Consider the following 12,513-nt stretch of genomic DNA (forward strand, 5'->3'; position numbering starts at 1 on the left):
AAGTCAACATTAGCTTACAATTTATTATATCAACGAGTTATAAAACGCTATTAAAATTTATCTATGCCAAATTTTTCCGAAGAGATACCTTATGTTATTTTATCTCAGCAATATTGGGAAGAAAAAAAATCAATAGGGAGTAATATCTGGGATATAGCAGAGGTTTTATCAAAAAAACAACCGGTTTTACTGGTCAATCAGGCCATGGACTGGTCGTCTTTATTTGATAGAAAACAACGTAAAAGAAAGAAACGAAACGACTTTATTAAGGCTAATAACGGTCAGCACCTCATACAGATCAACGAGAATTTCTGGCTCTTCACACCCAAACGAATTCTAGGCTCATTCAACTGGATGCCCGATTCCAATTTGTATGATATGCTGAATCGGTACAATGGGTATGCCATGGCTTCCGAGATCAAAGAAATCATTCAGCAATTAGGGTGGCAGGATTACATGCTGTTGAATGATAATGACATGATCCGGGGTTTCTATCTGAAGGAATTTCTGAATCCCCGGGTATACATTTACTACCTGCGGGATAACCTGCTGGCTACTGCTTACTGGCAACGGCACGGGAAGCGAATGGAGCCCCTTCTGCTGAGTAAGGTTGATTTGATTGTCAGCAATTCGATGTACCTGACCGAGCAGGCCGCCCAGTATAACAAACGCTCCGTTTACATCGGGCAGGGCTGCGACTTATCCATCTTTGATCCAACCAATGTCCGAAAAGAGCCCGTTGATCTGGTAAACATACCGAGACCCCGGATTGGCTATATCGGAGCGTTGACCCAGATCCGGCTTGATTTTGAGCTGATCTTATCCATTGCTACTCAACGACCCGACTGGCAGATTATTCTGATGGGGGGCGCTGACGATTCGTTTCCCAAGAAGTGGTTCGAGAACCTGCCTAACGTAACGATCCTGGACGCGAAGCCCATTCATGTTGTTCCATCGTATGTGGCGCATATGGATGTGATGATAAACCCGCAAATACTCAATGTGGTAACGATCGGGAATTACCCACGTAAAATTGACGAGTATCTGGCCATGGGTAAACCCGTCGTTGCGGTTAAAACGGCCACTATGGCGCTTTTTGCAGACCATGTGTACCTGGCCGAAACAACGAATGAATTTATCGCGTGTATAGAGAGTGCGCTTAATAATGAGTGGCTTTCATCGGCCTCCGATCGGATCACATTCGCCCTAGAACATACCTGGGAGAACTCCGTGAACTTGATGACAGAAGCGATTGAAGAAACAGCCATGGTGCTGGGTATACAACCTGAAAAACACGATGAATTTTAAAAACTATCTGGAAGAACGACCGGCGCTAAAGCAGTTTGTGCATAGCCTGATCGTTCACGAAGCTCGTCCGCGCTGGTGGGTTAGCTGGTTTGTGAACCCTTTGGTTCATAAACGGCACCGCACGTCGGCGGTTCGGTCATCGGCCCGGCTCGATGTGCTGCCCTTCAGGCGTTTTGTTATGGAGGAACGCAGTAAAGCCGAAGATTACTGTATCATCAACAATGGTGTGGGAGACGTGACCATCGGCAAAAACTCGCTGGTTGGGGTTGGCTGCGTGGTCATCGGACCCGTTGCCATTGGGGCCAATGTTATCCTGGCCCAGCACATCGTCCTGTCGGGATTAAATCATTCGTACGAAAACATTGACCTGCCGATCCGTCAGCAACCGGTCGTGACCAAGGCCATCCGGGTTGAAGACGATTGCTGGATTGGGGCCAATGCCGTCATTACGGCAGGCGTTACGATTGGGAAGCATTCGGTGGTTGCCGGCGGGAGCGTAGTTACCCGTAATGTACCCCCATACACGGTGGTTGGTGGTAATCCAGCGCGCATTCTGAAGCAGTACGATCCGGAATCGGCCAGTTGGGTAAGTCCCCAAAAAGCTTCAGTATCATTGGCTTAGCGAAACGGACTTATAAAACTGCAACTAACCATCAATCTTTTTCACATTTCAAATGCATTCTTTTAATACTTGATTTCCTGTATGATATTTGATAAAGCCTACAGGCTAAGAGCTTTTCCGACAGACAGTTGATAGTTCACCTACCCTGCCTTTTCGCATAAATAGTAAATTACTATTTTTATTTATTTCTTAATAAGGCCTTGTCACTGACGATCCAGAAATAAGCTGCCTATCTATCCACCGCCCGCTTTAGGTACAACCCAAAGCACCAGGGAGCAACACAATACATTCAATTCTGTTTATTAACTATTTATACGTTTTCAGGCCAGGGTAAACGATTACCTGAAGCTGTATAGAAAACGGGCAGGACGATCAGGGGTGTAGAACACTAGTTGACCTGTCGATTTTATCACCAAATCTATTTTTTATGAGAACATCCGGTAACACGATGTTTGCAGATGTAACCCTGCTCATTACACACTATAATCGAAGCAATTCCTTAAAGCGTTTATTAGCAGCCTTCGCGGAACTCCATTGTTCGTTTGCCGATGTAGTTGTTTCAGATGATGGGAGCCAGCCGATGCATCTTGAGAATATAAAATCGCTGCAATCGCAATACAACTTTCGACTTATTACCACGCCGGTGAACAAAGGACTGGCCAATAACTTGAACAAAGGACAGGCGGCTGTAACGACACCCTATACACTTTATGTACAGGAAGATTTTGTGCCGAAGCCAGCTTTTACCAATGCCTTTCGGGATGCGTTGACCTTTATGCAGGAGGATGCCAGCCTGGACATGGTCCGGATGTATGCCTACGGGGCCTATCCTTATCTGAAACCGTTCAAAAACGGCTTCTCCGAGATGGCCTTCATGCCCTGGGCAACTAACTACAATAAGATTTATTGCTACAGTGACCACCCTCACCTCCGCAGAAGCACCTTTAACGATAAGTTTGGGCGGTATGTTGAAGGCATAAAAGGCGACCGGACCGAATACCGAATGTGTATTTCATTCGTCCAGAAGAAAGGGAAAGGGCTGTTTTACGATGATTTTCAGAGCCTGTTTTCTCAGGAAAATAATGCCGATGAGCCAAGTACCATGAAGCGCAGGGACTGGACACGCAGCAATAACCCACTTATTGCAACAGCCCGATACGTGTACCGCCAAATCCGGTACAATTATGATATTCGATTTCTTATGTGATTTTGCTTTCTTTTCCAATCAAACGTTATACAACCATGAATGAGACAACTTCGTACACACCGATCTCGGCTTATGTACTGACTTACAATAGTGACCGCTACCTCGATCAGCTGCTGACGCAACTCACCAAGATGGCCGATGACATTGTAATTATAGATAGTGGTAGTAAGGATCAAACCGAAGCGATTGCCAGGAAACACGGCAGTCGTTTTGTGTACAGAGCCCTCGATGATTTTCGAGCACAGCGCAATTTCGCCCTGCAGTGCTGTAAACACCGGATGGTGTTGTCTCTCGACTCGGATGAAATACCGAACGACGATTTTATAGAGGTAATCAATCAGATGAAGGTAAAGGGCTTTGACGTCGAAGCTTATCGAATTGAGCGCCACTGGATTGTGATGGGCAAAAAAATCCGGGCGCTCTACCCGACCAAAACGCCCGATTTCCCGATCCGTCTGATCAACCGGGATATCGTTTCGTTCGATGAAAACAGTTACCTGGTTCACGAAGCTCCTTTTGGGTACAGCAGTGTTGGCCACTTACCGGGTAGCATCAATCACTACACCTTCGAGACCTCAACCGAAATCAACCGGAAACTGGAACAGTATACCTCCATTGCCGCTACGGATGCCGTCGTTAAATACGGCAAGATCACATGGATACACCGGTTCGTGCATCCCCCTATTGTGTGGGCAAAATGGTATCTGCTGAATGGAGGCTGGCGCGACGGCAAGGTAGGCTGGTCGCTTGGCCGTTATGCGTTTTTATATACGCTGTTCAAGTTTCAGAAAGCCACGAAGCTGCCCCTGAAAAGCTAAATCGTCCGCATTCAAAAAGGCTCGGCCTGGTTCGTACTCAAGAATACAAACCAGGCCGAGCCTTTTTGAATGCCTGTCAAATGGTAGTCAGGTGAATGGTCGGGTAGCTCGCCAAACAGTAACTACCTGACCGTTCACATGACCCCTCTCACGCATCAATTGTTTCCAAGTACATAGCCAATATAGGTTGGCACCTTCTTGCCATTGCTGGCATCTTTGGCGGTACCACGCTGTATACGATAATCAATCGTAGTTTTTTGGCCGGTAACATTACCGTAGTACCCCATTAGCTGCCAATAGCGACCCGAGCCGGTCAACGACGTAACAGGGTTGTTTTTTCCGCCTGTCGTTATTTGCCAGCCTGCGGTTGAGCTAAGAATCACAGATTTGTCGAAAGTCAGGTTTATGACTCTCGTATTCGATGTAGACTTAACAACGGATGTCAACTGGGGGGGAGTCGTTTCGTAGGACGGGTTTGAGAAACCGCTCGTCTTCTTTTTATAAATGTTGACTAAACCCGTTGACGTATTGAAACTAAAGTTATCCGCTCCACTAACGCTAACGCTTTTTATGCTGCCACCGCCTACCAGCAGTGACACATCGCGCCACATAAGATCCTGGCTTAGTTTGCTATAATCAAGCGAAATAGTCATCACATTTCCCGAAACAGACTGCGATTTTACAACACCATTCTTCACTTCCATATACTCGGCAAACTCCTGCAGACCGGGAATCCAGGCCCGATCATTATTCTTACTGTGGTTCTGAATGTATTGTAAGAAAGCCTTGTAGTTGGTAAACTGAGAAGCCTCGTTATACGGGTAATTTAGCCCGTGCGAAAAACCCTGATAAACAAACTTCGTGTCGGCTGATGTGCCCGTTGATGCGTTGAAGGCATCGTCTACCCACTTTTTGCTGTTTGCCAGCTCCGTCGACGTCCAGTAATCGCCAAACCAGCGACGCGTGGTGATAAGCCGACGGGTTTCATTACTTTTTACACGTTCGCCCCATAGTACGTTATAATCGACAGGACCGTTATTATCGTCAGATGCATAGCCATTCGGACCGTAGCCTTGACTAGCTGTCAGAATGTAGCCCAAAGCGAAGCTTGGCTCCACAAATCCTTCATAATCCGTCGGTATAGTAAACGTTCGCGTTTTTATACCGATCTGATTGAATAGGTTAATCTCGTTCTGTTTCAGATCGTAGTACCGGCTGAAGTAGGCCGCGTGGGTGAGGCTGTGGTTTGAGAAGTCGATAGCCCCTGATGCGAACATGGTACGTGCCTGTGCCCAGCTCGTTACGGTGTTGTTTGTCCCGTTGTGCGTATCATTGGCGTTCCAGGCGAAGGTATAGTGCCATTTCACGCGCTTACCCGCCCCATCGGAATAGGTCAGGCCCGGGTACGACGTGCCATCGCCAGCGGTACCACCAACAACAAAAGGATATACGACGTTGAAATCCCCTATACCGCCATCATCTTTTACGGGGATAAAACCAATGGATTTGTTATACTTTAAATCGGCAAATGTAGCGGAGGGTGAGCTTGGTGTTGTGTTAAACGTTACTGTAATGGTAATATCTGCTCCGGCGGCTGCTCTGGCAGATCCCGACTGGGGCGAACCGGGGTCTGGTTCAATATGACTACAGTTTGTTGCACTAAATGTAACGGCCAAAGCACAGGCCAAACGTGATAAAGAATATAATCTCATGAGTATTAATAGTTGGCTGCACAAATATAATACAACACAAGTAAATTTATTATTCGGTAGTTTTTGACTCAAACCGTGCAGGACAAATAAACAGTATTATATATTATTATATATTTTATTGTTAACATTAATACAGAGTACTGATATATAGCTACTTACCATTTATTAGGCAGGAACACTCACCGAATAGGCTACTTAGACCCATGCTTATAATGTATTGATTTTAAAACTTTGTGTAAAGTAAGTAGGCCATAGCCCTACCATTAAAAAATTATTAGAGCGGGTAAATTTATCCAGATGTTAATTCTTTTACCCCTTGAGCTGTACTAAGGTGAATTCAGCGTCATCTTAGTACAACCTCTTTCCACATGATTTCAATTAGATAAGTTAATGAAACCCCATGGGCTATAAAACATCGATAAACTTAACATGGTCTGCATAAAAGAGACAGATAATTTACAAAAAAGCATTTCCCGATAGTTCACGATTGAGAATCGTGAACTATCGGGAAACAACAAAAAAAAGTCAATCAGTGAATTTTATTCTATATAATCAACAGATTAAGTTACTTTAAACTCATAAGGAAGCGTGAAAGTCGCACCAGAATCCATATTCAGAGTTTGTTGGAATTTTCCGATAAGCTTCATACGACTTCAAATAAATCTCCCGTATAGCTTCGTACGAGTGCCATGGCCCTAAGGTGTTCTCGCCAAAGGGGCCTGAAGAGCCAAGTTCATGCAGGAGATTCCGGGAGGGCTTGAGTACCTTTTCGGCGATCTCCCGGCTACCGAGTTTACGCATAAGCCGTAAACTGATATGACTTCCATAACGAACGCGCAGATACAGTCGATCATTATTCGACATCTGACTCTCCGGATAACCGGATATGTAGGTGCCGTTTAGCGGTAAAAAGTTATTTTGATTGATGCATTTAAACTTCCGGTAACCCAGATCGTGCAACTGCTCCAGCATGGAGGTATCCCCTAAATTATCAGCCTCAATTGAAACGTATTGGGGTAAATCAGAGGGCGATAAGGCAGCCAGACAGTAGCGGTCCATGCCTTCTATGTCAATCTTCAGATAATATGGAACGCCGTACTCTTCCAGGATTTCCTGAAAAGGGGTACATTCAATCTCGATGGCATGGTAAGGCAGGTTATCACGAGCGGCAATTTTTTCGTCGAACGAGTTCCAGATGGGATACACATCGTTGACATAGAAATTACTCGTTCCCTTGGACTGGCTTATGCCACAATTGACAATGTTCAGCTTACCCGCCTTAATATACTTCTGAAAGCGCTTCTCTGCTTTTTCAACAAGGGAAGGATCAGCTTCTACAGCCAGTACGTTATAACCATTGGTGAGATAGCATTCGGTATCTGAACCGTCGCACATACCAACATCATAGATTAAATGTTTTTTCATAAAAGAGAAGGCTTGAACTGGTTGAGTAATTTGACGAAAAACGGCTCCCTTAAACTTCCTGAAACTGTTGCACAAGTTTTGGTTTGGGCTCCGGCTTGTCGGCCCATCGGTCGCAGGTGGTGAAGAGGAAAGAGCTGATAAAAATGATGGTACTCGTTGGGAACTGACCCATGATCGTATTGGCATAGGCCATCGTGACAATGCCCAGAAACTCTGCCAGTAGCACGATCATCATGGACCGGAGCCAATCGTCGCGCATACGGAACACCTTGTAACTGCCAATGGCAATAAACGAGAATAGAACGAATAGATAAATGGTCAGCCCTACCCTACCGGTTTCAATCCAGATTACGACATACCAGGTGTCGGGGGCAATGAGCGCGGCCCAATAGTCGGGGTTATAGATATCGCCCGGTGCCATGGATGTTCCCAGGCCAGCGCCAAAGGGCAACGACTGCAGATAGCCAGCCAATACGGCCTGGTTCGATTTCCGGAGTTGAAAGGACGGGTCGTCGTTAGGTCGAAGCGCGGTGCGCATTCTGTATATCTGGTAATTTCCATTCCCGATGGATGTAAACATCAGGACGAAAAGCAGTCCTGCAGCGACTACACCACCGATCAGGATCTTAGTAACATCGCGTTTCAGGATCAGGTAGAACGGAAAGCCGGCCAGGATGACGAAAAGAGCGCTCCGGGTTCCCGTGACGGCGTATCCCCAGAAGAAAAACCCTGTCAGGCAAAAGAAGAAAATACGTAGCCATAACTTCTTTGTTTCGAAACCAAGAATCATACACACCAACGTGAGTCCTGCCATTTCCGCGCCCAGTTGGGCTGCATCAGAAAAGAACGAAAAACTCCGCAGGTGCCCGAAGAGTAAGTGTGTTTTGGCACCAAACTGATACAGCCAGACCTGCTCGCTTTCTGTTAAACCAATATATTGCTGTTTGAACGCCCATAAGGCAGCGACCACTGACCAGCCAATCCAGGTTACGAGCAGAATTTTAACATCCTTTCGAGTTATATCCAGCACCGATACAAGTATGCCGGCGCACAACCATTGAAAAGACACTGAGCGAAACCGGTACAGCCAGGAGGGCACCCGGTTGGGTGTATTGGGATTGAAAAATTCCAGAAACGAATAAGCTACCCAAATTAATAGAATGTAGAAGGCCAGATTTTTGAGCCTGCTCCAGTTCGCTTTTTTAGCATTGAGCGCCAAACTAAGCATACTCAGCGTGAGGACAGCTTCTACACTGGTACCAATGGGTGCATTAATGGGAACAAAGTGGCCAATAAACGGAACGAGAAAAGCCAGCTGTAGATATAGAAATAACCCGATCTTCGGGTCTACCAACACGGCTACCACAATAGCCAGGAGTGTTGGGCCTACGATCAGACCGGCAACACTCGGCATACCACCAATACTTATTGCATAACCGGCTAAAGCAGCCAGACAAATAGCTATAAATAGAAAAATTAGATTTGTTCTCTCAAAAATTTGGGACTGCATATATTTTCTACGCGTTAGACCTATATATAAAAATCATTATAAGCTATCAGGACGTTCACTTAGCTCTATGCCAGATTTTTTTATCTGAACAGGTGCTGGTGGCAGGGAGCTGAGCAATAGCCTGTCTTATCTATTAAGCATTTACGGACGTTGTTACATACTTATACTCGTTGGAGTCGAAAAAAGTTAACTCAAACGTGTTTTTCATAAACCGATAAACAAGGTAAAACTTCCTCAGAAACAGATAAGTCCGCTTGTCAAAGCCACGCTCCTTTCTAAACACAGCTGTACTGGGCTCACTCGATGAATTGGCCTGATCGAAAACAGACGTAAAATGTTCGAAGAACAAACCTTTACCCCCATTTTTTAAAAATGAAAGGCACATACTGAACTCTGTGATATCGCCATTTCGCCCTTCTACATATCGACCAAATTTTTCAAAGAATGTACTTCTCCGAAGGTGTGGGTGATCACTATAATAATAGAATTTGAGGTGGTTCATGTGCCAAGGCATTGGCTTGAAAACCATCTCTGAAAAGTCAGGGGCGTACGGCTTCAAATAAGGATATTTAAAATAAGCGTAAAACCGAACAATATCGAGCGTTTCGTTTTCATTCATTAAGCCCATAGCCCGGCTAAAATGTAACGCAAAGTCTGGCTTCGGCACGAAATCTTCCTGAACATATAACGTATAAGGGGTCCGGACTGCATCCTGCCCCTTATTAATATTATTTCCTAACCCCCGGTTTATGGGCGTAGTAATCAGTTGAAAGTTATACTCGCATTGCAGTTGCTGGAGTAAATATTTATGTTCGGGCAAACTGCCATCATCTGATACGACTATATCGGCAAATGAACAATTCAACTTTTGAAATGCAGACAATAAACGTTCCAGTGAACGACTCCGATTATAGTGGGTAATCAGTAGAGTTACTTCATTAAAGTGATGGTTTTGTGTCATGATAGAAAAGCTCAATTATCTTTTTAATACGATGTGACCTATTTTCTTAAAATCCTGTCTTTTATTTTTTTTGTCGAGCCGACAATTGATTATCCAACTGTATGTGCCTTCGGAACATAACTCCCCTTTGTACGTTCCATCCCAACCTTCGGCCAGGCTGGTACTGCTAAAAACAACGCTGCCCCACCGGTTATATATCTGAATAGCAAACTCACTCATGTTGGCAATGAAACTCTCATTGTAAAAAAACTGCATTTGATCGTTCATGCCATCATTATTTGGCGTGAACGCATCCGGAACAAACAGTTGCGGTGATTGGCAGTCCTGCGTGGTTGTAATGGTTAATGGATTGGAAATAGTACTGCAAGCTGTATCCGGTTGCGATCCGCTAAAAGCAGAACTACATAAAACGCGGTAATAGCGGACACCTGAAAAATTTATGGGTGCTTCATACATCGCCTGCGTCGCGTTCTGAATGTTATTCCACGAACTGCTGTCACTACTTTCCTGCCACTGATAAACCGGATTTACATAGCTGGTAACCGAGGCCGTTACCGACATTTTTGTGGTACCACTATTTTCGCATAAAACACGGGACGTGGCGGTTGTATCCTGAAAATTTACCTGAAGGGACTGCTGACAGGCTCTGATCTCAATATCATCGAGTGCCAAATCATTTCCGCAGCCACCCGGACCATTGTTGATAAGTTTGATAACAATGCCTCCCGAATTTTCCGGCGTTGTAAACTGAGTCGAATAACGCACCCAGGTTGGATTCGTTGTACGGCCAATCGTTCCGGTCCGTATCGTTTGTAAGACCTCACCATTTTGTCGTTCCACCCGCATGACGATGTCCGGGTCAAGCGGAACCTTTGTTACGCGGTTACAGCCGTTCGATTCACTATTGTTCATTAAATTCAACACCCAAACGGAGAATTCATAAGTTGTCCCGTTACATAGCTCCGTTATTGACTGACTATAAAACTCACCGGCATCGGCCGCTGCATTGACAAGCAGCATATTACCCTGAACATCATCGGGCGTATGATCTTCCGTTACGTTATGCCAGTTGCCCATAAAGCAGGTTGTGTAGTAACTCACCATATACTCACCATCTGCCGGGCACCTTCTTTCAATGTATCTGTAGGTAGTTTGACCCGGCTGCAATGGGCTGGCCGTTTTACTCCCAAACGTCTGATTAACAATAACTTTACCCTTCCCCCCAATACACGACTGTGCCTTGCCGGTATAGCAAAGACACAGGAGTATAGTACACAGGAGCAACACCCTACTCCCTATACAGTTGTTCAGACAATGGGTATTTATTTTTATAACTATCAAGGATACTTTACGATTATATTCTAGTAAACCTGCTTATCCGAACAGACAATAAGCGTTGTTAGTATATAAAAAAACAACGCTTATTGTCTGTTCGGATAAGTTATATCTATAGCACTAAGAACCGTGTGGTGTATGAATGAATGATTTATACGCTTTACGGATATTAAAGGTAGCACGGGCAAAACTCAGCATTAGAATGCCTACAGTCAGCAAATCACGAACCGATAGTCGTTTTAATAAATAAGACGGTATAGAGATAAATAAGCCTACACATAACACACCAAGAAGACCACTGAATAGCGCAATAAATAGCGTTGAACCACTCAGCAGGCTAACCACAACAGCCAAAGAGATAACACCCAGCATCAGCACTTTCGGCAGCAGCATGGCCTGTAATGTTTTAGACGCCACAACCATCCTTCCGGTCAACAAAGCACGCATGCCTTGTTTAAAATAATAACATAAGAACTGCCATTGGGCGGCAATCCACCGGGTCCGCTGGCTTTCGAATGTGGACCGTTTCGTCACTTTCTCATCGTAGATATAAGCTTGCTCCAGATAGCCTATTTTACAACCATTTATGGCAAGTTTCATCTCCAGTTCTTTATCAAAACCGCCCACGGTTAAGAGATTCGTCATGGCTGTTTTCATTGTCTGAAAATCAATAGCCATCCCCGAACCAATAATAGATGCTGAGAGATTTAAAGAGCGGTAGCCTTTTCGAAAAAGGTGGTTACTAATTTCTTCACTTATGGCATCTAAAAAGGCGACTTGTGTGTTCGTATTTTTAGCCACACGGTGTCCCTGAACCGCTCGCCAGCCCTGCTGAAAAGCCGTATTGACGCGGCTCAAGAAATCTGGTGCCATGTGATTATCGGCATCCGACACAACTACAACGTCATAGGTATTTTCGGGCAGGCGGCTCAGCGCTGAATTCAACGCTTTGGTAACGGTAGAAAAGTCGAAAGAAACCTCCAGTACGGTAATGGGTAGTTTTCGTAAGGTGGCCAGTGTAGAAGCCTGAAAAGAGTCGGCAATGACATAAATATCAAAAAACTCTTTAGGGTAATTCTGCTTCAAATTGACCTCTACCGAGTTGATAATAACACTGTCTTCTTTGTAGGCAGGTACCAGAACAGCCATTTTTTTAAAGGCCTGGCCAGACGTTGGAACCTCGCTGTCATCGGCCTTACCAAGCGCACCGGCAATCGCTAAAATCAGTATGTAGAGTACATTAAATATAAGGTAAGCAGCTAGTATAAGAGCTATATAATATAAAAACATCGTTGAGTTTGTTTATTTCAGCAGTGAATTTATGTATATAAGCAGATTAGGTCTGTAACCGAAAGGGTTTATTTATCGTAGAGGATTAGATATGCCTAAATGGTAAACTTAACTTATAGCCTAAATTGTACCTTTGTAAAATAATTAATTCAAATAATGCAATTACTGGCAATTTGCTGTATTTAGCAGATGGTCTAAAGTGGTGTAATTCATAGCCAGACAGCAAAAATTAATAAGCATTTGTTGACAAGTCTTAATTTTAATGGCATTTTTACATTGTTATCTTTCGATATTATTGATAATGTATAAACAATAAAATTATCTG

General features: G+C 44.4%; 10 protein-coding genes. 4 read left to right on the forward strand and 6 right to left on the reverse strand.

Features of this window, described 5'->3' with window-relative positions; all coding sequences use genetic code 11:
• Window positions 1-63: 63 nt before the first annotated feature.
• The 4 genes from ACYVK4_RS21400 to ACYVK4_RS21415 all read left to right on the forward strand — a co-directional run bounded on the left by ACYVK4_RS21400 (window position 64) and on the right by ACYVK4_RS21415 (window position 3,955).
• Window positions 64-1,308, forward strand: coding sequence for a glycosyltransferase (locus ACYVK4_RS21400; RefSeq protein ID WP_461129560.1), 1,245 nt, complete (start codon window positions 64-66; stop codon window positions 1,306-1,308).
• On the forward strand, window positions 1,298-1,930 hold the full coding sequence (locus ACYVK4_RS21405) for an acyltransferase (RefSeq protein WP_461129561.1): 633 nt from the start codon (window positions 1,298-1,300) through the stop codon (window positions 1,928-1,930). Before ACYVK4_RS21400 ends, ACYVK4_RS21405 begins: the two co-directional genes overlap by 11 nt.
• 427 nt (window positions 1,931-2,357) lie before the next feature.
• Window positions 2,358-3,137, forward strand: a complete 780-nt coding sequence (locus ACYVK4_RS21410; protein WP_461129562.1) for a glycosyltransferase — start codon at window positions 2,358-2,360, stop codon at window positions 3,135-3,137.
• A 35-nt stretch (window positions 3,138-3,172) separates the two neighbouring features.
• The gene (locus ACYVK4_RS21415) at window positions 3,173-3,955 is read left to right on the forward strand and encodes a glycosyltransferase family 2 protein (RefSeq protein ID WP_461129563.1); all 783 of its coding nucleotides are present in this window, start codon (window positions 3,173-3,175) and stop codon (window positions 3,953-3,955) included.
• Between the two features lie 155 nt (window positions 3,956-4,110).
• On the opposite strand, the gene ACYVK4_RS21420 is transcribed toward ACYVK4_RS21415, so the two are convergent.
• The 6 genes from ACYVK4_RS21420 to ACYVK4_RS21445 form a co-directional block, all read right to left on the reverse strand.
• Window positions 4,111-5,667, reverse strand: a complete 1,557-nt coding sequence (locus ACYVK4_RS21420; protein ID WP_461129564.1) for a polysaccharide deacetylase family protein — start codon at window positions 5,665-5,667, stop codon at window positions 4,111-4,113.
• Between the two features lie 576 nt (window positions 5,668-6,243).
• Entirely contained in the window at window positions 6,244-7,092 is an 849-nt protein-coding gene (locus tag ACYVK4_RS21425) for an FkbM family methyltransferase (RefSeq protein WP_461129565.1), read from the reverse strand.
• Window positions 7,093-7,141: 49 nt separating this feature from the next.
• Window positions 7,142-8,602 (reverse strand): O-antigen ligase family protein, encoded by a 1,461-nt coding sequence (locus ACYVK4_RS21430; RefSeq protein WP_461129566.1) that lies wholly within the window; start codon window positions 8,600-8,602, stop codon window positions 7,142-7,144.
• 133 nt (window positions 8,603-8,735) lie between these two features.
• Window positions 8,736-9,578, reverse strand: coding sequence for a glycosyltransferase (locus ACYVK4_RS21435; RefSeq protein ID WP_461129567.1), 843 nt, complete (start codon window positions 9,576-9,578; stop codon window positions 8,736-8,738).
• The gene (locus tag ACYVK4_RS21440) at window positions 9,579-10,640 is read right to left on the reverse strand and encodes a gliding motility-associated C-terminal domain-containing protein (RefSeq protein WP_461129568.1); all 1,062 of its coding nucleotides are present in this window, start codon (window positions 10,638-10,640) and stop codon (window positions 9,579-9,581) included. It abuts the gene before it with no gap.
• Window positions 10,641-11,018: 378 nt separating this feature from the next.
• Entirely contained in the window at window positions 11,019-12,188 is a 1,170-nt protein-coding gene (locus ACYVK4_RS21445) for a glycosyltransferase family 2 protein (protein ID WP_461129569.1), read from the reverse strand.
• Window positions 12,189-12,513 lie beyond the last annotated feature (325 nt).

This window comes from Spirosoma aerophilum (assembly GCF_054782495.1).

What these genes read in the sequence shown, in the direction of transcription:
- ACYVK4_RS21400 (WP_461129560.1), top strand. Translation starts at nt 64, where the DNA reads ATGCCAAATTTTTCCGAAGAGATACCTTATGTTATTTTATCTCAGCAA.
- ACYVK4_RS21405 (WP_461129561.1), top strand. Translation starts at nt 1,298, where the DNA reads ATGAATTTTAAAAACTATCTGGAAGAACGACCGGCGCTAAAGCAGTTT.
- ACYVK4_RS21410 (WP_461129562.1), top strand. Translation starts at nt 2,358, where the DNA reads ATGAGAACATCCGGTAACACGATGTTTGCAGATGTAACCCTGCTCATT.
- ACYVK4_RS21415 (WP_461129563.1), top strand. Translation starts at nt 3,173, where the DNA reads ATGAATGAGACAACTTCGTACACACCGATCTCGGCTTATGTACTGACT.
- ACYVK4_RS21420 (WP_461129564.1), bottom strand. Translation starts at nt 5,667, where the DNA reads ATGAGATTATATTCTTTATCACGTTTGGCCTGTGCTTTGGCCGTTACA.
- ACYVK4_RS21425 (WP_461129565.1), bottom strand. Translation starts at nt 7,092, where the DNA reads ATGAAAAAACATTTAATCTATGATGTTGGTATGTGCGACGGTTCAGAT.
- ACYVK4_RS21430 (WP_461129566.1), bottom strand. Translation starts at nt 8,602, where the DNA reads ATGCAGTCCCAAATTTTTGAGAGAACAAATCTAATTTTTCTATTTATA.
- ACYVK4_RS21440 (WP_461129568.1), bottom strand. Translation starts at nt 10,640, where the DNA reads ATGGGCAACTGGCATAACGTAACGGAAGATCATACGCCCGATGATGTT.
- ACYVK4_RS21445 (WP_461129569.1), bottom strand. Translation starts at nt 12,188, where the DNA reads ATGTTTTTATATTATATAGCTCTTATACTAGCTGCTTACCTTATATTT.